The following is a 24,890-nucleotide window of genomic DNA, read 5'->3' on the forward strand; positions in this document are numbered from 1 at the left end:
AAGACTTTCCACGACGAGGGCTTTCACGGATCGCACTCGACAGGCATGCGTGGGCACGCCCGTTCACCGGTCTCCGGCAGAGCATCCTCCGCTCAGTAGCCGGGGCCACTGCAACCACATGCCGTGACTGGCATCACTGTAGCCATTGGCTACGTTTACGTCAACATGCTGAGGACTTCGCCTTGTTTCGCCAGATGAAGGCGGCATCGACGCCACGCTTGACGGTCGGACCCGCCGGCCATAGCATCACCGACATCGATACAGGTGCCACTTCGGTGGCCCCGGATTTCCCACCACCCCTTCGTTTCCCGCCCGCATCCCGCTGCGTGTCCTCGCACCGCCCGGGTGGGTTCACATTGACAGCGAGGTCGAGAATTGAAAGCCATCGTCTTCGACGGCACCGTCAACAAGCTGGTCGACGGTGTCACCGTCCGCGATCCCGGCCCCGGTGAAGTTCAGGTCCGCATCGTCGCGAGCGGCCTGTGCCAGAGCGACCTGAGCGTCGTCAACGGCAAGATCCCCTTCCCCACACCCGTCATCCTCGGGCACGAGGGCGCCGGTATCGTCGAGGCCGTCGGACCGGGTGTGAGCACTCCCGCCGTCGGCGACCACGTCGTGCTGTCGACCCTGGCGACCTGCGGTCAGTGCGCCGCATGCACCTCCGGACGCCCCACGATGTGCCGCGCTTCGTTCGGCAATCGAGAGACCCCCTTCGAACTCGACGGCACCCCGATCCACAACTACGCAGCGTTGTCGACCTTCACCGAGCGCATCGTCGTCAAGGCCGGACAGGCAGTGCCGATCTCGAAGGAGGTCCCGCTGTCGACGGCGTGCCTGATCGGCTGCGCGGTGCTCACCGGCGCCGGAGCGGTGTTCAACCGTGCCCGTGTCGCTCCCGGCGACTCGGTGGTCGTCATCGGAGCCGGCGGCATCGGTCTCAACGTCATCCAGGCCGCCCGCATCGCCGGGGCCACGACGATCGTCGCCATCGACACGAACCCCGACAAGGAGCCGAAGACCACCCTGTTCGGCGCCACCCACTTCGTCGACGCGACCGCCGGCGACACCGTCGCCGCGATCCGGGATCTCACCGACGGCGGCGCCACCCATGTCTTCGACTGCGTCGGCGGGGAGGCCATCACCAGCCAGGCGATGGAGATGCTCGACTGGGGCGGGCAGCTGATCATGCTCGGTGTCGCCGGGCCCGAGGCCAAGTTGTCGGTACCGGCCACCACCTTCTACATGGACCGCTCGGTACTGGGATGTCGCTACGGCTCCTCACGCCCGGGCGCGGACATCCCGAAGTACGTGGAGATGTACCGGTCCGGCCGACTCCTCCTCGACGAGCTCGTCACCAAGACCTACGAGCTGGAGAGCTTCGAGTCCCTCGTGGACGACGCCCGTAACGGAAGGCTCGACCGCGGTGTGCTGCTGATGCCGTCCTGACAACGCCCTCTCGACGGAACAGGCGGACGATCCCTTCGGGGGCCGTCCGCCTGTTCTTGCGTTTTCTCTTCGGTCAGCGGTCCGGCCGAGCGGCGTAGACGAGCAACTTGAGCAGGTCGCTGACCTCTCGGCGCAGGTCGTCGCGGCTGCGCCACCGGTTGTCGGAGAGCTCGATCATGTACGGCTCGTACAGATCCCACACCGAGCCGATGACACCGACCAGCGCCGCCAGCACGCTCGGATCGAACTCGCCCCGGATCTGCGGCGGGGTGGGGTTCTTCCACAGCGCCTCGATGTGTTGGCGGTATCCACGCGACCGCGCTTCGCCGAGCAGCCGGTCCGGCTCGATGCCCTCAAAGATCGACCACATCAGCATCCGGCCGAACTGACCGGCGTCGAGGTCTGCGCCGATGGAGTTGTCGATCGCGTCGTAGGCATCCTTCTCCGCGGTCAGGCGGTCGCCGCCGTAGCCGACCAGCAATTCCATCACCGCCACCAGCAGGTTCTCCTTGGTGCGGTAGAAACGGTGGATCAATCCGTACGACACGTCCGCCTCGGCAGCGACCTCCCGGAGCGTCACCTTCGCAGGGCCTTTACGCGCGAAGAGATCCGCGGCGGCGCGAAGGATGGCCTCCTGCGCTCCGGACGCCCCTGGCCGGGTGGGTCTCCACTCGGCGACCTTCTTCTCCGCGACTTCGGGGGCGGGCTCGGCCTGCAGGGCAGGATGTTCCTCGATCGCGTCGGTCGTGCAGGTGCCGGCCAACCGCAGCGCGTCGTCCTTGGTTCCGGGATCCAGCAGCAGTTCCACGGGCGTTCGATCGAATCCGTCGACCTTCGTGATCGCCCACAGGGCGATCGCAGCAGGTTCGATGTCCTCGTCGAAGGCCGCGAGGAACTCGGGGACCTCGGGATGGATCGTGTGGGTCTCGGTATCGAACTGCCACAAGGGAAAGAGCGTCACCCCGTCGCCCGCATATCCGAGCATCTTCCGGCTCCGGACACGCTTGTTGATCGCCTGACGACTGATACCCAGGAAGCTCGCCACCTGCGGCGTGGTCCAGACGTCGTCGGCGAAAGCGGCGGTCTCACTGAGGTGCTCCATTATGGCGCAGACCCTATCATGATCAGCGACAGCGGGATTCGCGTGACGAATCCCGCTTGCCGGTACAGACGGCGACCGAGCGGTGTTCCGATGTCACACCTCATCTTTGCGAATCTCCGACGCCCTGTCATCCCGCTCGGCGGAACAACATGCCGACACATATTGACGCAAGCGTAGCCAATGGCTACTGTGACGGCAGTCACTGGGTCGGTGGTGGTTCCTCACGACCGCAGACGGTCGTCGGGTGCCGGGTGCGGTCGCGTCGGCGAACGCTGCGAGGACCGCCCAAATGTCGTGCCGACCACCGTTCCGCCGACTGCGTCCCGGCTCGACCTTGGTCATGGATCGTTTCGTGCGCATGTCGAATCTTGCCGCTGTTGCCCCAGTTCAGGAGGATGAAGTGCCACCCACGACGTTGCACGGAAGCGCCACGGACAACGAGTACAGGATCCGGGCGATGGAGGATCGCCTGGCGATCCTGGAACTGGAGGGCCTCTACGCGCGTTCCTTCGACGATCGAGACGGAGCGACCTGGTCGTCACTGTTCCCGCCGGACGGGATCTACCGGTCACGCGATGGGGGTCCGGAACTGTCGAAGGGTACGTTCGTCCAGGGCCGGCAATCCCTCCGCGCATTCTGCGAGGACGCTCCGTTCACCGGTATCCATCTGATGCACCTCCCGCAGATCACCATCGACGGCGATCGCGCCACGAGCCGAATCCACATGGAATGGTTCGGCTCGTTCGACGCTCCGGGATCACCGTCGCAGCGGCTCGTGGGTTACTACGACGTCGAATACGTGCGGTCCGGATCGGCTGCCGCCTGGCAGATCTCCGACCGCGTCACCACTCCGTTCGTGTCGGAGTCCCGGACGCTGCTCGGCTACGTGCCCGGCAGCGGCCTGGACGAGGCCGGAACACGTCGAGTGTGAATCGGAACCGAACTTTCCCCGGTGAGCACACCGGACACAACCGAACAGGATCGATATGAACTCACCCGAGATCGCGCCGTCACCGAGCGTGGCCCGCAGGGCGTCGCTCGCAGGCTTCTTCGGAACTGCCGTCGAGGCCTACGACTTCATGGTCTTCACCTTCCTCATCGCCTACCTGTCGCCTCTGTTCTTTCCCAGCGACAACCCCGCGGCCGGAGTCCTGAGCTCCCTCGCGGTTCTCGGCACCGGATTCCTCGCACGCCCCATCGGCGGCATCGTCTTCGGTCGGATCGGTGACCGATACGGCCGCCGCTTTGCCTTGATCGTCACGATCTCCGGCATGGGCGGGGCAACCATTCTCATGGGTCTGTTGCCGACTCACGCCACCGTCGGAATCATGGCCCCGGTCCTGCTCGTACTCACCCGCATGTTGCAGGGCTTCTTCGCCGGCGGCGAGCAGATGGGTTCGGCCACCTTCGTCGCCGAGCACGCCTCCGCCAAGAACTACGGCATCCTGAGCGCGATGACCCCGGTGGGATTCGCATTCGGTGGCGCTCTCGCTCCCCTGGCCGTCGCACTCACCACCACCCTGACGTCCGAAGAGACGATGGCGAACTGGGGCTGGCGGATTCCGCTCCTCATGTCGCTGCCGTTGATGCTGTACGTGCTGTATCTGCGCAAGCGCCTGGAAGAGTCGCCAGATTTCCAGGAACTCGCCGGTGCGCACAAGGTCCAGTCCTCCCCCGTGCGTTCGGTCGTCACGCGGTACCCCGCGACCCTGCTCCGGGTGATCGCACTCAGCACCTCGGTCCTCGCGATCGGGTATGTAGTTCCGGCGTACATGCCGTTGTTCCTGCAGCAGCAGGTGGATATGGCCCCGGGAGTCACCGCCTGGATCGCCACCGCCGGATCGACCTTCGCCGTGGTCATCGGTTTCGGTGCCGGCTTCCTGATCGACAGGGCCGGCCGCAGGAACACCATGGTCATCGGCCTGGGCATCATCCTGGTCTCGATGTTCCCGATCATGTACTTCATGAAGGCCACCGGCGGAAACCTGATCGTCACCGCCGGCGGGCACATGCTCCTCGTCGGCCTGGCCGGCGCATCCGCCGTCCCCGTCTACGCGACGCTCACGTCGGCATTCCCCGCCGCGGTCCGCTACACGGGCGCTGCCATCGGATTCGGTCTCGGCTCGGCGATCGGTGGAGGCCTCGGCCCCTATCTCGCAGGGAAGTTCACCGCGATCACGGGCAATCCCTACGCCGCCTCCGGCGTCGTCGGCGCTGCAGCACTTCTGGGCATCGTGGTGATTGCCACCATGCCGAACAGCAACAGCAGCGCAGCACCCGAGGCCTCGCTCATCACGGGCGACACCGAATCCGTCGACGCGGAGCCGGTCGAGGAGCCTTCCCCGGCTCCGAAGATGGTCTGACACGTACCGATCGTGGCCCCGATGCACCCGCACGCATCGGGGCCACGCCCATCACACCACGGCCCCGAGGCCTCCCGTTCTCCCGATCGGAGTACCCATGTCCCAGGATTCCGCGCCGCCGCACGGTCCCGCCGAGAGCGACCGGATCATCGATTACCGCAGTCGATTCGATCTCTCACAACGCCGCTACCTCGTACTCGGTGGCGGGCAGGGAATGGGACGACAGGTCTCCCACGCCCTCGCCCAGCTCGGTGCCGAGGTGATCGTCGTCGACGTGGACCGGGACCGCGCCGACGCGGTGTGCGCCGAGCTCGGTTCCCGGGCCACCTCGGAGCAGGTCGATGCCACCGACAACTCCGACATGGCAGCGTTGGCCGACCGGGCGGGTGAGCTCGACGGCGTCGTCGATGTCATCGGCATGGCGCGCTACGGCTCTCTTCTCGACATCAGCGACGAGGACTGGAGCTGGGAGGAGTCCATCGTCCTGCGTCACGCGGTGCTCACGCTGCGGCATTTCGGTCGCCGGCTGCGCGACCGCGGCGAAGGGTCCGTCACGTTCGTCTCGTCGGTCTCCGGTATCGGCAGCTCTCCGGTGCACGCCGCCTACGGCGTCTACAAGGCGGCGCTCGGCTCACTGGTCAGGTCCGCATCGATCGAATTGGGGCCGTTCGGTGTTCGCGTCAATGCGGTGGCCCCCGGATTCGTCGTCACACCGCGGATCTCGGCAGTGCTCGACTCCGAGGCACTCGAGAACACCCGCACCCAGATTCCGCTCCAGCGGTTGACGCTGCCGGCCGACGTCGCGAGCGCCCTGACCTTCCTCGTGAGTGACCTCGCCCGGACGATCACCGGCCAGGTGATGGTCGTGGACGGCGGAGCCACCAACAAATACCCCTACGAAATGTCGGGTTTCTGAGTCGAAGCGAGCCTGCTCCGGGAAACATCACGATTGATGGTTGACGAGAAAGTAGCCAATGGCTACAGTTCTCTCAGCCGCAGTGATCGCAGTCACGTCACACAGTTCCGGTCGCGGTCGACCGGAGCACTCGTTCCTAGCGCACAAGGAGAGGAATCGATGTCCTACGCCGTCGATCCCGAATACCGGCCGATGATGGGATTCCTCCCCGAACTCGACGTCGCCGACGCCGAGAAGGCGCGCGCAGTCATCCGGTCCATGAGGACCGAAGATCCGATGACGGCCGTACCCGCAGGCGTCGCAGTGCACCACCGAACCGCACCCGCAGCCGACGGCTCCGACATCGGCCTCGTCGTGTTCGAACCGGAAGAGCGCACCGCGCAACCACTCCCGTGCGTCGTCTACTTCCACGGCGGCGGGTTCGTCTTCGGCGACGCCACAACCGACGTCCGGGTTCCGTCGGCCCTCGCCGCGAGCCTGGACGCGGTGGTGGTCTCCGTCAACTATCGACTCGCTCCGGAACACGCCTTCCCCACACCGTTCGACGACGCGTTCGACGCTCTGACCTGGGTCGCCGGCGACAACGACCTGGGGATCGACCCGACCCGGATCGTCCTCGCCGGAATCAGCGCCGGCGCCGGACTCGCCGCGGCAGTTGCACTCAAGGCCCGCGACACCGGTGGACCTGCTGTGATCTTCCAGGCGCTGGACTCCCCCGTCCTCGACGACCGCCTGCTCACGACCTCTGCCACCGAATACATCGATTCCCCGTTGTGGAACCGGCAGAACGGAATCGACAGCTGGCGCCACTACTTGGGAGCCGACGCCGACCGGACCGCCACCTCGGCATACGCCGCCCCCGCGCGGGCCACCGACCTCAGCGGGTTGCCCCCGGCGTACATCGCGGTCACCTCCTTCGATCCGCTCCGCGACGAGGGGATCGACTACGCCCAGCGGTTGACGCAGGCAGGCGTGGCCACCGAACTGCACCTCTACCCCGGAACCTTCCACGGATCGTCCGGAGTGTTCCCACAGGCTGCGATCTCCCAGCGGATCGACGCCGACTACACCGCCGCCATCCGGCGAGCACTGACCAGCTGAACCACAAGCATCCCGGAATCGGAGAATCATGCCGCACCGCTTCGAAGGAAAGGTCGCGATCGTCACCGGTGGCGCACGCGGACAGGGCGAACGGATCGTCCGGACACTCGCGCGCGAAGGCTGCTCGGTCGTGATCGGCGACGTCCTCGACGACCTGGCGAAAACCGTCGCCGACGACCTCGGAGACTCCGTCGTCCGCACTCACCTCGACGTGACCTCCCCGGAGGACTGGGCCGCCACTGTCGCCCTGGCGGCCTCGACCTTCGGCGGCCTCGACGTCCTCGTCAACAACGCGGCAATCTACCGCAAGCAGCTCCTAGAGGACGAGACCGTCGCCGACCTCGACAAGGTCCTCGCCGTCAACCTGCGCGGACCGTTCCTCGGCATCCAGGCCGTCGCCCCCGCTATGCGCGCCCGCGGTGGCGGTTCGATCGTGAACGTCTCGTCGCTCGCCGGCACGACGTCATATGCCGGGCACGGCTCGTACAGCATGTCGAAATGGGCACTGCGCGGACTGACGCGGACCGCAGCGATCGAGCTCGAACCGTCGAAGATCCGGGTGAATGCGGTGCTGCCCGGCAACCTTCGCACCGACATGTCGCCGACCACCGCCTCCACCGAGGTCCCGACCGGACTCAAGCGCCAGGCCGACCCGCAGGAGACCGCCAACGTCGTGGTCTTTCTCGCTTCGGACGACGCGTCCTTCGTCAACGGCACCGACATCGTCGCGGATGGCGGCTCCCTGCTCGGGTAGCAGTCTCCACCCCCGAATTCCTCAGCAGGCCGCCTCGCGCCGCTGAAGCAGATCCGATCCTTGGAGGAACATGTCCACCTCGACCCCGGAAGCCGGCCGTACCGCCGAACGCTTCGACGTCGTCGTCATCGGCGCGGGCTTCAGCGGAATGTACGCGCTTCACCGTCTCCGTCAGCAGGGCCGTCGGGTCGTGTGCCTGGAGGCAGGCGACGGCGTGGGCGGCACCTGGTACTGGAACCGCTACCCCGGCGCCCGCGTGGACATCGAGTCCATGCAGTACTCGTACTCCTTCGACGACGATCTCCAGCAGGAATGGTCGTGGTCGGAGCACTTCTCGCCGCAACCGGACCTCGAGGCATACGCGAACCATGTCGCCGATCGCTTCGACCTGCGTGAGGACATCCGCTTCGAGACCCGCGTCGACGAACTGACCTTCGACGAGTCCGCGGACGAATGGCATGTCGGTACCGCTTCCGGCAACCACTTCGTCGCCCGGCACGTCATCGCGGCGACCGGCAGCCTCGACGTCTCGAACGTCCCGGACTGGCCCGGACTGGACCGCTTCCGCGGCGAGGCGTACCACACCTCGCGGTGGCCCAAGGAGGGCGTCGACCTCGCCGGCAAGCGCGTCGGTCTGATCGGTACCGGTTCCACGGGCATCCAGATCACCCCCGAGGTCGCCGCAGTCGCCGAGCACCTCACGGTCTTCCAGCGGACCCCGAACTTCAGCCTTCCCTCGCGCAACCGGAAACTGGATGCGGAATACCAGCAGGAGTGGAAGGCCAACTACCCCGAACGGCGCAAGCAGATCCTCAGCACCCACGGCGCGGTGCTCATGAGCAATGTCGCCGAGCAGCGTTCGATCTTCGACTACACCGAAGAAGAGCGCGAAGAGGTCATGGAGCGGGCGTGGAACGCCCGGAACGGACTCGAGTTCATCCGGACGTTCACCGATACCTCCAGCGACCCGAAGGCGAACGAGATCCTCGCCGAGTTCGTGCGCAACAAGATCCGGTCCATCGTCCACGACCCGGAGACCGCAGAATTCCTGTGCCCGAAGACCTATCCGATCGGCGGCAAGCGGATCTGCATCGACTCCGGCTATTACGAGACCTTCAACCGCGACAACGTGAGCCTGGTCGACGTACGAGCCCACCCCATCGAGGAGGTCACCGAGTCGGGCCTTCGCACCAGTGAATCCGAGTACGACCTCGACGTGATCATCTTCGCCACCGGCTTCGACGCGATGACCGGTTCGATGCTGAGGATGAACGTGACCGGCGTCGACGGAGCGCGACTCGCCGATCACTGGGCCGACGGACCGAGGACCGTCTTCGGCCTGATGACGGCCGGATTCCCGAACCTGTTCATGGTGCACGGCCCCGGTAGCCCCTCCGTCCTGGCGCAGATGATCACCACGGGTGAGTGGCAGGTCGATTGGATCCTGCGGACCATCGATCATCTCGAGGAGAACGAGATCTCCCGCTTCGGCGCCACCCTCGCGCAGGAGAGCGAGTGGGCGGCCGAAGTCGACACCGCTGCCTCGCGCACGATGCACTCCCGTACCGACTCCTGGTACACGGGTGCGAACATCCCCGGCAAGCCGCGGGCCCTGCTGATGTACGTCGGTGGTTTCCAACGCTATTCCGACTGGTGCACCCGCGCTGCGGACGAGGGGTACACGGGGTTCGAGAAGAAGCAGCGCGTACCCCTGCCCTGAGTCCGGATTTCTTTTCACGCAGTCGAATTCACGAGAACAATGTAGTCAATGGAGAGCGCAGGCGACCGAGAGTGAGCACCTTGCAGACCGTCGGTGTCGGATACGAACTGACCGTCATCGACGTCATCGAAGAGACCCCGGATTCGAAGTCGATCGTCCTGCGCACGCCGAAGAACTCCCGTGAATTGTTCGTGTACCGACCCGGCCAGTTCCTGACCGTCCGGATACCGAGCGACCGCACCGGACATGTCGCCCGGTCGTATTCGCTGTCGAGCGCTCCCGGCATCGACGACGAGTTGAAGGTCACCGTCAAACGAACCGCCGGCGGTTACGGTTCGAACTGGTTGTGCGACAACGTCGAACCGGGCAATGCCCTCACCGTCCTGCCGCCCTCGGGTCGCTTCACGCCCGCGGATTTCACGAGCGATTTCCTGCTGTTCGCGGCAGGGAGTGGCATCACGCCGATCATCTCGATCCTGAAGACGGCCCTGCTCCGGTCCGACCGGTCGGTCGTTCTCTTCTACGCCAATCGCGACCGCGACTCGGTGATCTTCCACCGCGAACTCGAGGACTACGCCGCGAAGTTCGACGACCGTCTGACGATCCACTACTGGTTCGACGACGTGCACGGCATCCCTTCTCGTGAGAGGTTCGCGGCACTGGCGGCGGAGCACACCTCTCGCGAGGTGTTCGTCTGTGGCCCCGCCCCGTTCATGGACGGCGTCGCCGACGGGGTGCGAGCGGCAGATGTTCCTGCGGAGCGCCTTCATCAGGAAGTGTTCGTGTCACTTTCGGGGGACCCCTTCGAAGCACCCGCGCCGCTCGTCGACGACGATCCCGCCTCTGCGGTGGAGACGGTCGTGCACCTGGACGGCGAGTCGCATCGGTTCGAGTGGCCGAGCGGCAACACTCTCGTCGATGTACTGCTCGACCGCGGTGTCGACGTGCCGTTCTCCTGCCGATCGGGTGAGTGCGGATCCTGCGCGTGCACAGTGGTTTCGGGGAAGGTCGTGATGGAGAAGTCGGACATCCTCGACCCATCGGATATCGCCGAGGGGTACATCCTCGGATGCCAGGCACGTCCCGACTCGGGTCCGATCGAGATCGAGTTCTGACCCCGTTCACTCGACGGGCCGGATGTGTTGACGCTGTCGCAGCCAAAGGCTACAGTGATCCCCATCACGGCCTGTTCGAGTGAGATCTGTTCTATACCAATATTTTCCGTCGCGAATCGATCTCCGGACACCACGGTCCGGTCGAGTTCCGCGCCGCGGCCGTGAACAAGAGTCGTAGACCTCCTCCAGAAAAGAGACAGCGTTGACTCGGTTGTTCGACACCCATCGGCTCGGCGGACTCGTCCTCGACAATCGTCTCGTGATGGCGCCCATGACACGGGCACGGTGCATCGACACGATCCCGACCGCGGAGACGGCGGAGTACTACCGCCAGCGGGCGACTGCCGGACTGATCGTCACCGAAGGCACACCGATCTCCCCCGAAGCGCAAGGATACGTGTACGTCCCGGGGATCTGGTCGCCGACGCAGGTCGCCGGATGGCGCACGGTCACCGACGCCGTCCACAGCGAGGGCGGGCGGATCTTCGCCCAGCTCTGGCACGTCGGCCGGTTGTCGCACATCTCCCTCCAGCCGGAAGGCGGACGACCCGTCAGCGCAGGCGCCGTGCCCGCTCCGGAGAGCAAGATCTTCGCGCTCGACGACGACGGGAACGTCGGCTTCGTCGACGTCGGTGATCCCCGCCCGTTGAGCACCGAGGAAGTCGGCCGCGTCGTCGATGACTTCGCCGATGCAGCAACCAATGCCGAGGTGGCAGGCTTCGACGGTGTCGAGTTGCACGGAGCCAACGGCTACCTGTTCGAACAGTTCCTCAACCCCGCGACCAACACCCGATCCGACCGGTACGGCGGCTCCTACACCGATCGTGCCCGGTTCCTGCTCGAGACGGTCGACGCCGTGATCGACGTACTCGGCTCCGCCAGCGTCGGGATCCGGCTCTCCCCGTTCAGCGAACTGTTCGACATGCCCGCCTATCCCGAGGCCGCAGAGACCTATCTGTACCTGGCCTCGGAACTGTCGCGCCGCAACCTCGCCTACATCCACCTCATCGACCAGCGTCCTGCCGGCGGTCGGCTTCTCGACATCGACTTCCTCACGGCCTTCCGTGCCCGGTTCCGGGGAACGATCATCCTCGCCGGCGGAATGACGCAGGAGTACGCCGACGAACTGTTCGAGCGGGACCTGATCGACCTCGCCGCCTTCGGACAACCGTTCATCGCGAACCCCGACCTCGTCGCACGCCTGCAGAACGGGTGGCCACTGACGGCACCGGACCCGAACACCTACTACGGCGGGGGCGCCGAGGGCTACCTCGACTATCCGCGATTCACCCCGGCGCGCGTGTGACGCGGCAGATACGCCACACGCGCGACGTCAACACCAGAAGGGATCTCCATCGATGACCGAAACGACGTCGACCCCCACCCGGTGGCGTGACCTCGACCTGGGCACCCGAGTGGTCGGCTACGACGAGCGCGACGCCGTCCTGTACGCGCTGGCGGTCGGCGCCCACGCCACCGACCTCGACCTGGTCTTCGAGGACCGACTCCGCGTCCTGCCCACCTTCGCCCTGACCCTCGCACAGTGGGCACCCGATGCGCTGGGCACACTCGGGGCGTTCGACACGAAGACGGCGCTCCACGGCTCGCAGAGTCTCGACGTGCTCGCTCCCCTGCCCCGGTCCGGCGAGATCTCGATGTCGGCACGGGTCGGCGAGGTCTGGGACAAGGGCCGTGCTGCGGTCTTCGAAGTGGTCGTCGAGAGCGACTACTTCGTGGCCACCTGGGCGCTGTTCGCCCCCGGCGCAGGTGGATTCGGCGGTGATCGCGGTCCGTCGGCACCGTCCGCACCCGAGGGGGACCCGACCGTCGTCGGCACTTTGACGACCGATCTCGATCAGGCCGCGCTCTACCGCCTCACCGGCGACCGGCACCACATCCACATCGATCCCGACGCCGCAGCACGCATCGGGCAACCACGTCCGATCCTGCACGGCCTGTGCACCCTCGCTGCGACCACCCTGCCTCTCGCAGACATGCTCGGCGCCCACCCGGCCGACCTGAAGACCCTGTCCGGCCGGTTCGCGGCACCCGTCTTCCCCGGCGACACCGCGCAGGTCCGCGCCTGGGGCGACGCCACCGGCGCGCGCTTCGACGTCACCACCGACGGCGGTGCCGTCTTGAACGGTGGACACGCGTCCTTCGCCTGACCCCGACCACGACCATTCCCTCTCCGAACGGAACATCATGACGAGCACACGCCGCTTCGAAGGCAAGATCGCATTCATCACCGGAGCCGCCCGCGGCCAGGGTCGCGCCGAAGCCGTCCGGCTCGCGAGCGAGGGCGCCGACATCATCGCGGTCGACATCTGCAAGTCCCTCGAATACCCCGCCTATCCCGGCGCCACCCCCGACGATCTGGCCGTCACCGTCAAGGAGGTCGAAGCGCTCGGCCGACGCATCGTCGCCCGCGAGGTCGACGTCCGCGACTTCGACGCGCTCCAGCAGGCACTCTCGGAGGGCGTCGCCGAACTCGGCGGCCTCGACATCGTCGTCGCCAATGCCGGTGTCTGCACCGCCGCCACCACCTGGGAGCACGCCCTCGAGCAATGGAAGGAGACCATCGACATCAACCTGACCGGGGTCTTCCACACCGTCAAGGCGGCCGTGCCGATCCTGCTCGAGCGGGGCCGGGGTGGCGCCATCGTCATGACGAGCTCGGTGGCGGGTCTGCGCGGACTGCCGTTCGTCGCCGCATACTCGGCCAGCAAGCACGGGGTCGTCGGCCTGTGCAAGACGCTGGCCAACGAACTCGGACAGCACCGCATCCGCGTCAACACCGTGCACCCCGCCGGGGTGACCACCGACATGCAGCCCGTCGAGATGCAGCAGATGATCGCCGACCATGCCGCCACCCTCGGTCCGATCTTCATGAACGCCCTGCCGGACGAGGCGACCGACGCAGAGGACATCGCCGGAACCGTCGCCTGGTTGCTCTCCGACGAAGCTCGTCACATCACCGGAGCTCAGATTCCGGTCGACCTGGGAACCCTCATCCGCTGACCATGGAGGAACTATGACCGAACTGTCCATCCCCGAATACGATTCCGCGACCACGGTTCGCTCTGTCACAGTCAAGATCGACGCTCCGGCGCATGTCGTCTGGGAGGTCCTCACCGATCTCGACAACTACCCGAACTGGAATCCCTTCTGCATCGCGGCGCAATCGACACTGGAAATCGGTGCGCCCGTGAATATGACACTGGCCGACTACTCGGGAGCCACCGAAACTTTCCCGTACACCGAATACGTCTGTGCCGTGGTGCCCGAACGCCTACTGTCGTGGGAGCTCCGCCCCACCGAGACATCTGCACAAGCCGCTCGACGCGATCAGGTCATCGAACCGATCGACGAGAACCGGTGCCGCTACTACTCCACCGACGCCTTCCTCGGCGAGGAAGCACACCAGATCATGGCCGACAGCGGTGTGTGGGTGAAGCGCGCGTTCGACGACACCGCCGTCGCACTGAAGAAGCGCAGCGAGGCGCTCCACGCCGAGCGCACCCTCGGTTCGCCCACCGCCTGACCCCCCATTTCCCGGCACCACCATCCGAAAGGCCGACATGGCACACCGTATGCAGGACAAGATCGTCATCATCACCGGAGCCTCCTCCGGTCTCGGCCGGGCGACCGCCGAACTGATGACCGTCGAAGGCGCTCGCGTGGTCATAGCGGACATCAGCCAGGAGGCGGGTGAGGCCGTAGCGCAGGAGATCGGCGCCGACTTCGTCCGCACCGACGTCGGCAACCCCGCCGAGGTCGACGCTCTCGTCAGCGGGACCGTCGCCCGGTACGGACGACTCGACGTGATGTGCAACAACGCCGGTGTCCACGCCGCCGGCCCGCTTCTCGACACGACGAACGACGACTTCGAGCGCGTGGTGGCAGTGAACTTCGCCGGCATCTTCTACGGCACTCGAGCGGCAGGTCGCGTCATGGCGGAGCAGGGATCCGGTGTTATCGTCAACACTGCCTCGAACGGCGGTTACCTGCCCACCGAGGGCATGGCCGTCTACTGTGGCACGAAGGCGGCCGTGGTCGCGATGTCCAAGGCATGCGCGCTCGAACTCGCGCCCAAAGGTGTTCGCGTGAACACGATCTCGCCCGGCACCATGCTGAGCGGCATGGTGCCGGACGTGGAGGGCATCGTCGACGTCCTCGACAAGCTCCAGCCCATCGGATACGCCGCCAACCCCTCCCAGATGGCCACGGGAATTCTGTACCTCGCCTCGGACGACGCGAACTACGTCACCGGGCACGATCTGATCGTCGACGGTGGAGCCACCGCCGGTCGGGTCGCTCTCGGAGTCTGACATCCCACGTGCGGAACTCAGAGAAGGGAGCGGGTCGATGAGTCGGTTCGAGAACAAGGTGGCGCTGGTGACCGGCGCCGCGAGCGGAATCGGTCGTGCGGTCGCCGAACGCATCGCTGCTGAAGGCGGGGCCGTGGTCGTCGCCGATATCCAGGACGACCTCGGCACCGCTGTGGCGCAGTCGATCGTGGACGGTGGTAGTCGAGCCGTCTACCGGCACCTGGACGTCTCCTCCGAAGCGGAGTGGCAGGAGACGATCGCCGAGACGGTCGACACCTTCGGGGGTCTCGGGATCCTGGTGAACAACGCCGGAATCGCTCATCCGGACCTGATCGAGGACACCGACACCGAGCTCTACGCCCGGGTCATCGCGGTGACGCAGACCAGTGTCTTCCTCGGCCAGCGTGCGGCGAGTTCCGCTCTGAAAGCGTCCGGCTACGGTTCGGTCGTCAACGTCAGTTCGATGTTCGGCGTCGTCGGAGGCTTCGGATCCGCTCCGGCCTATGCGGCCGCGAAGGGCGCGGTGCGGACGCTGTCGAAGAACACGGCCGTCGCCTGGGCGTCGGCCGGTGTCCGTGTGAACTCGGTGCACCCGGGTTTCATCGACACCCCCACCCTCGGCGATCAGGGCCGGGAACGGATGGCCGCGCTGACACCATTGGGTAGGCTCGGCACCTCGGCCGAAGTGGCCGGTCTCGTCGCGTTCCTGGCGAGCGACGAAGCGTCGTTCATCACCGGTGGGGAATTCCTCGTGGACGGCGGCTACACCGCGCAGTAATCAGCAGGTCCTCGTCACAACAGAGCGCGAAATGGTCATCGGAGCGCGCTATTACGCGCTCTGCTGACCGTTTCGCGCTCCGCTGTCGGGGTCGGTGAGTGCGGGATCCCGCGAGGTGTCCTTCAACGCCACCCCCGAGGCCCCCAACTGCCGCGCCCCGTTCACGAGGGCCGCGACGACGCGCGCCGCGTGCTCGTAGGTCATCCCGCCGGGCGGGTGGATATTCGACACACAGTTGCGTTCGGCGTCACTGCGTCCCGGCGTCGGGTGGTGCGTCAGATACACGCCGACACTGTCGGCCACCGACAGGCCGGGCCGTTCGCCGATGATCACGAGCATCGTCGTGACGCCGAGCCGCTCACCGATATGGTCGCCCAGCGCGACGCGGGCCTGCGTCGCGATCACCGGTGACGCCACGGTCAACCCGGGCAGGGCAGCGACGATCGCCGCGAGCAGATCGGGTCCGTGGGCGTCGAGAGCGGTGGACGACAACCCGTCGCACAGCGCGATACCGAGATCGGCCTCTGTTCGCGGCAGCGTGGTCCCCTCGGCGAGCTGCCGGCCGAGGTCGGGGCGACGCAGATACGTACTGCGATCTCCTGCTGCGCTTTCCACGATCAACTGCTCACCGAGCCCGAGATCACGAACCCGCTGAGCCAAGGAATGCACATCGAGCGGGACGTGCACGGCGTCGCGCGCCTCGGCATGGGCCGCCACGAATTCCAGATGACGGCGCGTCGGGATGCTGTTCCCGGTGCGTCCCAGGCCGATCCGTGCCTGGGTGTTCCGGCGCAATTCGTCCCACAGGTCGCTCACAAGGCACCTCCGAGTGCGCGCAGAGGGGACGTGCCGACGTCCACCGGTAGGATGCGACCGATATCGTCCGCCATACCCTGCCTGCGTAGCCAGTCCTCGAACTCCGGTGCCGGCCGCAGGTCGGCGGCCTCCCGCACGTACAGCGCGTCGTGGAACGACAGCGATTGATAGCCGAGCATCACGTCGTCGGCACCCGGCACGGTGATCACGAATGCTGTTCCGGCAACGGCCAACAGGGTCAGCAGGGTGTCCATGTCGTCCTGATCGGCCTCGGCATGATTGGTGTAACAGACGTCCACACCCATAGGCAGGCCGAGGAGTTTGCCGCAGAACTGGTCTTCGAGACCCGCGCGGATGATCTGTTTGCCGTCGTACAGGTATTCCGGTCCGATGAACCCGACGACGGTGTTGACGAGCAGCGGTTCGAACTCGCGCGCAACGGCATACGCGCGCGCTTCGAGGGTCTGCTGATCCACCGGCCTGCCACCGGTTCCGAAATGGGTTCCCGACGACAACGCCGAACCCTGCCCGGTCTCGAAGTACATGACGTTGTTGCCGACGGTCCCCCGTCGCAGCGACCTGCCGGCCTCGTTGCCCTCCCGCAGCACGGCGAGGTCCACACCGAAGCTGCGGTTTGCACCCTCGGTGCCGGCGACGGACTGGAACACCAGGTCGACGGGTGCGTCCTTCTCGATCAGATCGATCGTGGTGGTGACGTGGGTGAGCACGCACGACTGGGTGGGGATCTCGAATCGCTGCCGGATCTCGTCGAGCAGGTGCAGCAGGTCGGACACGGCGTGCGGCGAGTCGCTCGCCGGATTGATGCCGACGACCGCGTCGCCGCATCCCATCAGCAGGCCGTCGAGAACGGACGCGGCGACCCCACGCGGGTCGTCGACGGGATGGTTCGGTTGCAGGCGCGTCGCGAGCCGCCCGGGCAATCCGATGGTCGTGCGGAACGCGCTGGTCACCGTCGCAGCGCGGGAGACCGCGATGAGGTCTTGATTGCGCATGATCTTGCTGGTCGCCGCGACCGTCTCCGGCGTGAGTCCCGGCGCGAGTGCCGCGAGCACGTCGGCGGAGTCCGGTCGGGCCGCGACCTCCAGGAGGTGGTCGCGCAGTTCCCCGACGGTCATGTGCGAGACCGGCGCGAAGGCCGTCGCGTCGTGGGTGTCGACGATCAGCCTGGTGACCTCATCGGTCTCGTACGGGACGACTGCCTCGGTGAGGAAGGTGGTCAGCGGGAGGTCGGCGAGGGCCAGCTGTGCCGCGGCGCGTTCGGCGTCCGAGGTGGCGGCGCATCCGGCGAGTTCATCGCCCGAGCGGCGCGGGGATGCTTTGCCGAGCAGATCGACGAGGCCGTCGAAGACGTAACCGGCTCCGCCGAGCTGTTGTCGGTAGATCGTCATCGAGGCCTCCCGCGCAGGACCGGTTCGACGGATGTGAGCACGCAGTGGAGTGCAGCATTCCACTTTTTCGCTGTCGTGTCCGGCGAGTGTCGCGAACGAAACGTCGCTGGTCGTCGGTTCCTAGCCTCGCTGGTACCAGACGTTCGTCACCCGCTGCGCCATGTGCCGCATCCCCGCAGCGGTGGGGTGCAGTGCCTTCGCCAGCGACAGCGACTGCCGTCCCTCGTAGAAGCGCTGCTCGGAGGGCGCACACGCGTCGTGTCCTTCGGATCCGGCCATGACGTCGACGAACTCGGCACCGGCCTCGCCGGCGGAGCGGGCGAGTACTCGGTTCATCCGCACGAAGAAGTTCGTCACGAAGGAGGCGTCGGCATCGCTGGTGGGGATGTTGGGCCAGCAACCCCGGTTGCCGAAAACACCGCCGTGCCCGACCAGCAAAACCCGTGCGCGTGGTGCGCGTTGCTGGACGGCGGTGAGTGTCGCGGTGAGCTTCGGTCCGAGTGCACTCAGGGCGGCATCCATGCGCGACGTGGTGCCCGAATCGGTGCGGCAGTGCGCATCGCCGCCCGGAAGCTCGGTGTAACAGGCCGAGACGAGCCCCGCCCAGCCGACATCGTTGCCGCCGATGCTCAGCGTGACGAGATTCGTGTCCGGAGGGAGCGAATCGATCTGCGGCGGGACCGATCCGGTCGATGTCTGCTGCGGGACGGACGTGATGTGCTCGGTGCGTGCACCCGAACACGCGACGTTGACGAAGCTGACGGTCTGAAGCGAACCCGCGACGAGGTTCGGATATCCCGCATCCGCGCGGGCACATCCGCTGAGCATCGCCGCTGCGTCGAGGTAGGGTCCGGCGGCACGCGAGTCACCGAGCGCGACGTATCGGATGCCCTGCTCGCTACCCGGGTCGCTCATCGCGGACACCGGCCACACCATCGATGCAGCTGCCATGCCGGCGACGATCCCGGCTCGCACAATCGTCTTCATCCAGACCCTCCGGCAGCGTGGTTCTCCCGGGCATGAGATCGGCACGAATTACAAACGCGTTACGAGCACCGGGTGAAGATAACGGATGAAGCCCGGATGCCCGTCCTCCCACCAGCGCATTTTGTTTACTCCCCCCTTCGAACGGCTACCGTCGACCTGTGACCGTCCACAAAGTTCTCGACGGCCGCTACGAGCTGAGCGGTCTGCTCGGCGTGGGCGGCAGCGGCGAGATCCACGACGGTTGGGACACCCGCCTCCACCGGCCCGTCGCCGTCAAACTGCTCGGACGGGAGGTGGGCAGCAGACCGGACGTACGACGTCGTTTCGAAGTCGAGGCCCGGGCCGCCGCGGCCCTGAACCACCCTCGCATCGTCGCCGTGTACGACACGGGTGAACACGACGGACGTCCCTACATCGTTATGGAACGGCTTCCCGGGCGGACCCTCGCCGACGACATCGCCCGCGGACCCCTACCCGACGATCGGGTGCGCACGGTGCTCACCGGAATTCTCGAGGCACTCGTCGCGGCGCACGGTGCGGGGATACTCCACCGGGACATCAAACCGGCGAACGTGCTTGTCGCGGAGAACGGCGAGATCAAGGTCGCCGACTTCGGTATCGCGAAGAGCGTCGGCGACGACCTCACCCGCACCGGTGAACTCGTGGGGACCGTCGCCTATCTGAGCCCGGACCGCATCACCGGACACCCCGCGTCCGTGACGGACGATCTGTACGCGGTCGGGATCGTCGGCTACGAGTCCCTGTGCGGGCGGAGGCCGTTCGCCGAGGACAACATCCTCGCGCTGGCACGGGCCATCACGCACGACCGGCCGCAGCCACTCGCCGATCTCCGCCCGGACGCCCATCCGGGGTTCGTCGCAGTGATCGAACGGGCCATGGCACGAGAGCCTTCCGGCCGGTTCCGCAGTGCGCACGAGATGCTCGCGGCATTGCAGAATTCCGACGGAAACCGCGCTGCGACAGCCTTCCTTCCGGCGAGTGAGATCGGCGGACCGACGACCACTGCAGGCACGGACCGTTCCCGTGGAGTTCTCGTCGCAGCGGGTCTGACGCTGGTCGGGGCGCTCGCCGTGGGCGGTCTCGCACTCGGATTCGGGCGGGGCGATTCCCCGCCGGCGGCCACACCGGAGACGCGGACGCCGGGCATGTCCGCATCGACGCCCGAGCGGGTACCGGCAACCACCGAGCTTCCTGCGACCCCCGAATCCACGGTCGCCCCGGCGCGCACAGCGGACGAGACCGCCGTGGTTCCGCCCGTCGTGCCCGCTCCGGAGACCGCTCCCGTCGCACCGCCTGCGGATGCCGGGCCCACGAGGTCCGAACCCGAGTCCCGCGGAAACAGCGGACCCGGCAACAACAACGGTAACGGAAACTCGCAGGGGAACAACGGGAACCGCAACGGCAACAACGGCAATGGGAACGGGAACACCGGCAACGGGAACAGTGGCCGCGGTAACGGGTGAGATCGCTCAGCTCGAGGCGCGCACCACGAGTTCGACGGGAAGTCGCGTCGATTCCGTTTCTCCATTTCGCACGAGTTCGAGGAGCCGCTCGATGGCCGTCACCCCGATATCGTGCGCGGGCGATCGCACGGTGGTGAGCGGAACCGGCAGCTGCGCCACGACGGGGATGTCGTTGTAGCCGACCACGGCGAGATCGTCCGGGATGGACAGACCGAGGTCGCGGGCGACACCGAGGATGCCGATGGCGATGGTGTCGCTGACCGCGAAGATCGCGCGGGGACGGTCGGGGCGGTCCAGCAGCGCACGCGCGGCCTCCACACCCCCGGCGACGTCGAAGCTCGACCGCATGATCCGCTCGGGCGGCAGTGGCGCCGACGCTTCCTTCAGAGTGTCGACGAAGCCGTCGCGGCGGTCGCGGGCGGTGCTGGCGTGGTCGGGGCCGGCGATGATCGCCAGGTCGTCGTAGCCGCGGTCGAGAAGGTGCCGGGCGGCCAGTGCTCCACCCCGGTAGTCGTCGCCCACCACGAACGGCAACCCCGCATCGGCGTGCCGGGTGACCGCGAGGATGGGCAGCGATCCGAGTACCAGCGACTCGACGAACGGACCACCCGGGAGGTGCATGCTGCTCAGCAGCAGACCGTCGACCTGCCGGCCCACGAGCAGCGCGATGGCGCGACGTTGTGCCTCGAGGTCGTCGGGTGGGCTCGACAGCAGTACCGAGTAGCCCGCTTTCGTGGCGGCTTCCTCGATGCCCTGGTAGGTCGTGGCGACCACGCCGTCGGTGAGTCGGGGCATGACGACACCGAGGGTCGTGGTCTTGCGGGTCCGCAAGCTCGCCGCCCACAGGTTGGGGCGATATCCCAGTTCGGCCGCGACCTCCCGCACCCGTAGTGCCGAGTCCGACCAGCCGTCGACCGGTTCGGGCTGGCGCAGCACACGGGATGCCGTCGAGACGTGGACACCGGCGCGCTCGGCGATCTCCTTGAGCGTCGGGGCGCGGTCGGGACGGGGCATTCGGCTCTCCTGCTCGTACGGCATCGAGTTCGTGTTCCGGGGTTGACGTGCCCGGAACGTGTCTTTAGCGTAGGCCATGCAATCGATCGCGCAAACGTTCTCACAATCGTTCTGACAAACGTTTCCTCGACCACCGGAGAAAGCCATGTCCAACGCTCAGTCGCTCACCCAGCTGTTCGCCCTCGACTCCCTGCTCGAGCAGGAGGAGATCGACATCCGCGACACCGTCCGCAAGTTCGGCAACGAGCGCATCCGCCCGCACGTGGCCCAGTGGTTCGAGGAAGCCAAGCTCCCGGCACGCGAGCTCGCCAAGGAACTCGGACAGCTCGGTGTGCTCGGCATGCACCTCGACGGCTACGGCTGCGCCGGCATGAGCGCCACCGCCTACGGCCTGGCCTGCCTCGAACTCGAGGCCGTCGACTCCGGCATCCGCAGCCTCGTGTCCGTGCAGGGCTCGCTGGCGATGTTCTCCATCCACCACTGGGGCAGCGAGGAGCAGAAGCAGGAATGGCTCCCCCGCATGGCCGCCGGTGAGGCCATCGGTTGCTTCGGCCTGACCGAGCCCGACTTCGGTTCCAACCCCGCCGGGATGCGCACCAACGCAAAGCGCGACGGCGACGACTGGATCCTCAACGGCACCAAGATGTGGATCACCAACGGCTCGATCGCCGACGTCGCCGTCGTCTGGGCGCAGACCGACCTCGAAGAAGGCGCCAAGGGCATCCGCGGCTTCGTCGTCCCCACCGACACCCCCGGTTTCTCCGCACCGGAGATCCACTCCAAGATGTCGCTGCGCGCCTCGGTCACATCGGAGCTCATCCTCGACGGCGTGCGTCTGCCCTCCTCGGCGATGATGCCGAAGGCCGAGGGTCTGCGCGGACCGCTGACCTCCCTCGGCGAGGCCCGCTTCGGCATCGTCTTCGGTGCCATCGGTGCCGCCCGCGACTGCCTCGAGACCGCCGTCGAGTACTCGCAGTCCCGCGAAGTGTTCGACAAGCCGCTCGCCGGCTACCAGCTCACCCAGGCCAAGATCGCCGACATGGCGCTCGAGGTCGGCAAGGGCCACCTGCTCGCCTACCACCTCGGTCGCATCAAGGACCGCGGCGAGATCGCCCCGGAGCAGGTCAGCCTCGGCAAGCTCAACAACGTGCGTGAGGCCATCGCCATCGCCCGCGAGTGCCGGACCATCCTCGGCGCCAACGGAATCACGCTCGAGTACCCCGTCATTCGTCACGCCAACAACCTCGAATCGGTGCTGACCTACGAGGGCACCTCCGAGGTCCATCAGCTGACCATCGGCAAGGCTCTGACCGGTGAGGCAGCCTTCCGGTGAGCGGAGCGTTGGAAGGGCTGGTGATCGCCGACTTCGGTCGCGTGCTCGCCGGCCCCTACGCCACCATGCTGCTCGCCGACCTCGGGGCAGAGGTCGTCAAGATCGAACGACCCGGCTTCGGGGACGACACCCGGCACTGGGGACCACCCTGGGCCGGCGACGAGTCGACCTATTTCCTCGGCGTCAACCGCAACAAGAAATCGGTGGCCATCGACCTGACCACCGACGAAGGACTCGAGCAGGCACGCGATCTCGTCGCCCGCGCCGATGTCGTCGTCGAGAACTTCCTGCCCGGCACGATGACTCGGCTCGGGCTCGGATACGAGCAGGTCCGGGAACTCGACCCCGGCATCGTCTACACCTCGATCACCGGCTTCGGCGGGCACAACGACCTGCCCGGTTACGACCTGCTCATCCAAGCCGTCGGCGGTCTGATGAGCATCACCGGGCCCGACCATGCGACACCCACCAAGGTCGGTGTCGCCGTGGTCGACATCATCACCGGAATGCACGCTGCGCTCGGCATTCTCGCCGCGCTACGGCACCGCGACCGCACCGGCGAGGGCCAGCGTGTCGAGGTGAACCTGCTGTCGTCCCTGTTGTCGGCGCTGGCGAACCAATCGTCCGGCTACGTCGCGGCAGGAGTGGTGCCGAAGGCGATGGGCAATCGCCATCCGAGCATCGCGCCCTACGAGGTGTTCCACACGGCAGACCGGCCGTTCGTCCTCGCCGTGGGCAACGACCGTCAATTCGCTTCCCTGGTCGCGGTTCTCGGCGCACCCGAACTCGCCACCGACGAGCGGTTCACCACGAACACCGCCCGCGTCGCGAACCGGGAGGAGCTGACGAAGATCCTCGACGAATTGCTGTCGACGGACACCGCCGACGCGTGGTTCGACGCTCTGACCGCAGCCCGGGTGCCATGCGGACCGCTCAACGACATCGCCGACGCGGTCGCGCTCGCCGAACGACTCGGTCTGTCGCCGGTGGTGTCGATCGACGATCCCGACCGGGACGCTCCGCTTCGTCAGATCGCCAACCCGATCCGGCTCAGCGCCACCCCTGCGACCTACCGCACCGCACCCCCGCGGCTGGCGTAGTCGGACGCTCTCGTCACTCGGACTTCTGTTCCTTCAGAGTGTGGGCGACGAGAGCATTCGCGTGCCCGTGGCCCATCCCGTGTTCCTGCTTCAGCCAGTTCACGAGCTCCATGTGCTCGGCGAGATCCGAGGCGCGGATCATGTTCTTCCACTCCTCGATCGGGCGTCCGTACTTCTGCTCGATCGACGGAAAGTACGACTGGGGCCCCTTGACCTTCTCGCTCATGCCGGAGAGGTTAACCGAGGCGACCGACACGGTCGGGCCGTTCCGTTCGATCCGCAACAGAAAAGACCGCGGCGCCGCAGTCCCGGATGGAACGCGGCGGCACGGATGTATGGAAGGGGATCAGGCCTTCGGGCCACCGGCCACGTAGATGACCTGACCGGACACGAAGCCCGCGCCCTCGGACGCGAGGAACGATGCGGTGTGGGCGATGTCGTCGACCTCGCCGATACGGCCGACCGGGATGTCGGCCGCGATGTTCGACTTGAAGTCGTCGAACGACAGGCCGAGACGCTCGGCGGTCGCGGCGGTCATCTCGGTGGCGATGAAGCCCGGCGCGATGGCGTTGGCGGTGACACCGAACTTGCCCAGCTCGATCGCGAGGGTCTTCGTGAAGCCCTGCATGCCGGCCTTGGCAGCGGAGTAGTTGACCTGGCCGCGGTTGCCGAGGGCCGAGGTGCTCGAGAGGTTGACGATGCGACCGAACTTGGCGTCGACCATGTAGCTCTGGACGGCACGCGTCATGAGGAAGGCGCCACGCAGGTGCACGTTCATGACGGCGTCCCAGTCCTCGACCGTCATCTTGAACAGCAGGTTGTCGCGCGTGATGCCGGCGTTGTTGATCAGGACGGTGGGTTCGCCGAGTTCGGTGGCGACCTTCTCGACGGCAGCGGCGACGGACTTCTCGTCGGAGACGTCGGCGCCCACGGCGAGTGCCTTGCCACCGGCGGACTCGATAGCCGAAACGGTGTCCTTGCAGGCGGATTCGTCGAGGTCGAGGACGGCGACCCGGTAGCCGTCGCCGGCGAGCCGCTTCGCTACGGCTGCGCCGATGCCGCGTGCGGCTCCGGTGACGATGGCAGTGCGGGGCTGTGTGCTCATAGCGTTCCTCCGTTGG

Annotated in this window: 24 protein-coding genes; 17 read left to right on the forward strand and 7 right to left on the reverse strand. The window is 66.6% G+C overall.

Annotated elements, in window-relative coordinates; all coding sequences use genetic code 11:
• Positions 1-375 precede the first annotated feature (375 nt).
• Complete coding sequence (locus AC6CID_RS13250; protein ID WP_160874613.1) at positions 376-1,446, forward strand: Zn-dependent alcohol dehydrogenase; 1,071 nt, start codon at positions 376-378, stop codon at positions 1,444-1,446.
• A gap of 73 nt (positions 1,447-1,519) precedes the next feature.
• Here the strand turns inward: AC6CID_RS13250 and AC6CID_RS13255 are convergent, their stop codons facing one another.
• Positions 1,520-2,548 (reverse strand): TetR/AcrR family transcriptional regulator, encoded by a 1,029-nt coding sequence (locus tag AC6CID_RS13255; RefSeq protein ID WP_277370486.1) that lies wholly within the window; start codon positions 2,546-2,548, stop codon positions 1,520-1,522.
• A gap of 457 nt (positions 2,549-3,005) precedes the next feature.
• Here AC6CID_RS13255 and AC6CID_RS13260 point away from each other — a divergent pair, with 457 nt between their 5' ends.
• From AC6CID_RS13260 to AC6CID_RS13320, 13 genes are all read left to right on the forward strand, one after another.
• Positions 3,006-3,479: a nuclear transport factor 2 family protein gene (locus AC6CID_RS13260; protein WP_465862698.1), complete on the forward strand. Its 474-nt coding sequence runs from the start codon at positions 3,006-3,008 to the stop codon at positions 3,477-3,479.
• A gap of 55 nt (positions 3,480-3,534) precedes the next feature.
• Positions 3,535-4,911 (forward strand): MFS transporter, encoded by a 1,377-nt coding sequence (locus tag AC6CID_RS13265; protein ID WP_160874617.1) that lies wholly within the window; start codon positions 3,535-3,537, stop codon positions 4,909-4,911.
• 97 nt (positions 4,912-5,008) lie between these two features.
• Positions 5,009-5,827 (forward strand): SDR family NAD(P)-dependent oxidoreductase, encoded by an 819-nt coding sequence (locus tag AC6CID_RS13270; RefSeq protein ID WP_498354059.1) that lies wholly within the window; start codon positions 5,009-5,011, stop codon positions 5,825-5,827.
• Between the two features lie 159 nt (positions 5,828-5,986).
• Positions 5,987-6,928 (forward strand): alpha/beta hydrolase, encoded by a 942-nt coding sequence (locus AC6CID_RS13275; RefSeq protein ID WP_160874621.1) that lies wholly within the window; start codon positions 5,987-5,989, stop codon positions 6,926-6,928.
• 28 nt (positions 6,929-6,956) lie between these two features.
• Positions 6,957-7,682, forward strand: coding sequence for an SDR family NAD(P)-dependent oxidoreductase (locus tag AC6CID_RS13280; protein WP_498354060.1), 726 nt, complete (start codon positions 6,957-6,959; stop codon positions 7,680-7,682).
• A gap of 70 nt (positions 7,683-7,752) precedes the next feature.
• Positions 7,753-9,402 (forward strand): flavin-containing monooxygenase, encoded by a 1,650-nt coding sequence (locus AC6CID_RS13285; RefSeq protein WP_465862692.1) that lies wholly within the window; start codon positions 7,753-7,755, stop codon positions 9,400-9,402.
• A 71-nt stretch (positions 9,403-9,473) separates the two neighbouring features.
• Positions 9,474-10,517 carry a ferredoxin--NADP reductase gene (locus AC6CID_RS13290; protein WP_277370490.1) on the forward strand — a complete coding sequence of 348 codons (1,044 nt, stop codon included), beginning with the start codon at positions 9,474-9,476 and terminating at the stop codon, positions 10,515-10,517.
• Between the two features lie 202 nt (positions 10,518-10,719).
• Positions 10,720-11,823 (forward strand): alkene reductase, encoded by a 1,104-nt coding sequence (locus AC6CID_RS13295; RefSeq protein WP_465862689.1) that lies wholly within the window; start codon positions 10,720-10,722, stop codon positions 11,821-11,823.
• Positions 11,824-11,875: 52 nt separating this feature from the next.
• Positions 11,876-12,685 carry a MaoC/PaaZ C-terminal domain-containing protein gene (locus AC6CID_RS13300; protein WP_277370492.1) on the forward strand — a complete coding sequence of 270 codons (810 nt, stop codon included), beginning with the start codon at positions 11,876-11,878 and terminating at the stop codon, positions 12,683-12,685.
• A gap of 37 nt (positions 12,686-12,722) precedes the next feature.
• On the forward strand, positions 12,723-13,538 hold the full coding sequence (locus AC6CID_RS13305) for a mycofactocin-coupled SDR family oxidoreductase (protein ID WP_465862686.1): 816 nt from the start codon (positions 12,723-12,725) through the stop codon (positions 13,536-13,538).
• A 13-nt stretch (positions 13,539-13,551) separates the two neighbouring features.
• On the forward strand, positions 13,552-14,061 hold the full coding sequence (locus AC6CID_RS13310; protein WP_160874631.1) for an SRPBCC domain-containing protein: 510 nt from the start codon (positions 13,552-13,554) through the stop codon (positions 14,059-14,061).
• A gap of 37 nt (positions 14,062-14,098) precedes the next feature.
• On the forward strand, positions 14,099-14,848 hold the full coding sequence (locus tag AC6CID_RS13315; protein ID WP_237451147.1) for an SDR family NAD(P)-dependent oxidoreductase: 750 nt from the start codon (positions 14,099-14,101) through the stop codon (positions 14,846-14,848).
• Positions 14,849-14,885: 37 nt separating this feature from the next.
• Complete coding sequence (locus AC6CID_RS13320; RefSeq protein WP_160874633.1) at positions 14,886-15,626, forward strand: SDR family NAD(P)-dependent oxidoreductase; 741 nt, start codon at positions 14,886-14,888, stop codon at positions 15,624-15,626.
• Positions 15,627-15,677: 51 nt separating this feature from the next.
• Here the strand turns inward: AC6CID_RS13320 and eutC are convergent, their stop codons facing one another.
• The 3 genes from eutC to AC6CID_RS13335 form a co-directional block, all read right to left on the reverse strand.
• On the reverse strand, positions 15,678-16,442 hold the full coding sequence (gene eutC / locus AC6CID_RS13325) for an ethanolamine ammonia-lyase subunit EutC (RefSeq protein WP_247848089.1): 765 nt from the start codon (positions 16,440-16,442) through the stop codon (positions 15,678-15,680).
• The gene (locus AC6CID_RS13330; protein WP_498354061.1) at positions 16,439-17,851 is read right to left on the reverse strand and encodes an ethanolamine ammonia-lyase subunit EutB; all 1,413 of its coding nucleotides are present in this window, start codon (positions 17,849-17,851) and stop codon (positions 16,439-16,441) included. Before AC6CID_RS13330 ends, eutC begins: the two co-directional genes overlap by 4 nt.
• 120 nt (positions 17,852-17,971) lie before the next feature.
• Positions 17,972-18,838: an SGNH/GDSL hydrolase family protein gene (locus AC6CID_RS13335; RefSeq protein ID WP_039584216.1), complete on the reverse strand. Its 867-nt coding sequence runs from the start codon at positions 18,836-18,838 to the stop codon at positions 17,972-17,974.
• A 158-nt stretch (positions 18,839-18,996) separates the two neighbouring features.
• On the opposite strand from AC6CID_RS13335, the gene AC6CID_RS13340 reads away from it, so the two are divergent.
• On the forward strand, positions 18,997-20,322 hold the full coding sequence (locus tag AC6CID_RS13340; RefSeq protein WP_039584217.1) for a serine/threonine-protein kinase: 1,326 nt from the start codon (positions 18,997-18,999) through the stop codon (positions 20,320-20,322).
• A gap of 6 nt (positions 20,323-20,328) precedes the next feature.
• On the opposite strand, the gene AC6CID_RS13345 is transcribed toward AC6CID_RS13340, so the two are convergent.
• Entirely contained in the window at positions 20,329-21,336 is a 1,008-nt protein-coding gene (locus AC6CID_RS13345) for a LacI family DNA-binding transcriptional regulator (RefSeq protein WP_024102320.1), read from the reverse strand.
• Positions 21,337-21,481: 145 nt separating this feature from the next.
• On the opposite strand from AC6CID_RS13345, the gene AC6CID_RS13350 reads away from it, so the two are divergent.
• Together AC6CID_RS13350 and AC6CID_RS13355 are read left to right on the forward strand one after the other, a co-directional pair.
• Complete coding sequence (locus AC6CID_RS13350; protein ID WP_019288237.1) at positions 21,482-22,669, forward strand: acyl-CoA dehydrogenase family protein; 1,188 nt, start codon at positions 21,482-21,484, stop codon at positions 22,667-22,669.
• The gene (locus AC6CID_RS13355) at positions 22,666-23,769 is read left to right on the forward strand and encodes a CaiB/BaiF CoA transferase family protein (protein ID WP_039584222.1); all 1,104 of its coding nucleotides are present in this window, start codon (positions 22,666-22,668) and stop codon (positions 23,767-23,769) included. The genes AC6CID_RS13350 and AC6CID_RS13355 overlap by 4 nt, the downstream gene beginning before the upstream one ends.
• Before the next feature lie 13 nt (positions 23,770-23,782).
• Here AC6CID_RS13355 and AC6CID_RS13360 read toward each other — a convergent pair whose 3' ends face one another.
• Together AC6CID_RS13360 and fabG are read right to left on the reverse strand one after the other, a co-directional pair.
• The gene (locus AC6CID_RS13360; RefSeq protein ID WP_006554713.1) at positions 23,783-23,995 is read right to left on the reverse strand and encodes a DUF4287 domain-containing protein; all 213 of its coding nucleotides are present in this window, start codon (positions 23,993-23,995) and stop codon (positions 23,783-23,785) included.
• A 120-nt stretch (positions 23,996-24,115) separates the two neighbouring features.
• Positions 24,116-24,874, reverse strand: a complete 759-nt coding sequence (fabG, locus tag AC6CID_RS13365) for a 3-oxoacyl-ACP reductase FabG (protein ID WP_006554714.1) — start codon at positions 24,872-24,874, stop codon at positions 24,116-24,118.
• Positions 24,875-24,890 lie beyond the last annotated feature (16 nt).

It is taken from the genome of Rhodococcus sp. GQ147 (genome assembly GCF_059759155.1).

Coding starts and splice junctions, on each gene's coding strand:
- AC6CID_RS13270 (WP_498354059.1), top strand. CDS start 5,009: ATGTCCCAGGATTCCGCGCCGCCGCACGGTCCCGCCGAGAGCGACCGG.
- AC6CID_RS13350 (WP_019288237.1), top strand. CDS start 21,482: ATGTCCAACGCTCAGTCGCTCACCCAGCTGTTCGCCCTCGACTCCCTG.
- AC6CID_RS13300 (WP_277370492.1), top strand. CDS start 11,876: ATGACCGAAACGACGTCGACCCCCACCCGGTGGCGTGACCTCGACCTG.
- AC6CID_RS13280 (WP_498354060.1), top strand. CDS start 6,957: ATGCCGCACCGCTTCGAAGGAAAGGTCGCGATCGTCACCGGTGGCGCA.
- AC6CID_RS13310 (WP_160874631.1), top strand. CDS start 13,552: ATGACCGAACTGTCCATCCCCGAATACGATTCCGCGACCACGGTTCGC.
- AC6CID_RS13305 (WP_465862686.1), top strand. CDS start 12,723: ATGACGAGCACACGCCGCTTCGAAGGCAAGATCGCATTCATCACCGGA.
- AC6CID_RS13330 (WP_498354061.1), bottom strand. CDS start 17,851: ATGACGATCTACCGACAACAGCTCGGCGGAGCCGGTTACGTCTTCGAC.
- AC6CID_RS13360 (WP_006554713.1), bottom strand. CDS start 23,995: ATGAGCGAGAAGGTCAAGGGGCCCCAGTCGTACTTTCCGTCGATCGAG.
- AC6CID_RS13335 (WP_039584216.1), bottom strand. CDS start 18,838: ATGAAGACGATTGTGCGAGCCGGGATCGTCGCCGGCATGGCAGCTGCA.
- AC6CID_RS13320 (WP_160874633.1), top strand. CDS start 14,886: ATGAGTCGGTTCGAGAACAAGGTGGCGCTGGTGACCGGCGCCGCGAGC.
- AC6CID_RS13260 (WP_465862698.1), top strand. CDS start 3,006: ATGGAGGATCGCCTGGCGATCCTGGAACTGGAGGGCCTCTACGCGCGT.
- AC6CID_RS13345 (WP_024102320.1), bottom strand. CDS start 21,336: ATGCCCCGTCCCGACCGCGCCCCGACGCTCAAGGAGATCGCCGAGCGC.
- AC6CID_RS13265 (WP_160874617.1), top strand. CDS start 3,535: ATGAACTCACCCGAGATCGCGCCGTCACCGAGCGTGGCCCGCAGGGCG.
- AC6CID_RS13285 (WP_465862692.1), top strand. CDS start 7,753: ATGTCCACCTCGACCCCGGAAGCCGGCCGTACCGCCGAACGCTTCGAC.
- AC6CID_RS13255 (WP_277370486.1), bottom strand. CDS start 2,548: ATGGAGCACCTCAGTGAGACCGCCGCTTTCGCCGACGACGTCTGGACC.
- AC6CID_RS13315 (WP_237451147.1), top strand. CDS start 14,099: ATGGCACACCGTATGCAGGACAAGATCGTCATCATCACCGGAGCCTCC.
- fabG (WP_006554714.1), bottom strand. CDS start 24,874: ATGAGCACACAGCCCCGCACTGCCATCGTCACCGGAGCCGCACGCGGC.
- AC6CID_RS13275 (WP_160874621.1), top strand. CDS start 5,987: ATGTCCTACGCCGTCGATCCCGAATACCGGCCGATGATGGGATTCCTC.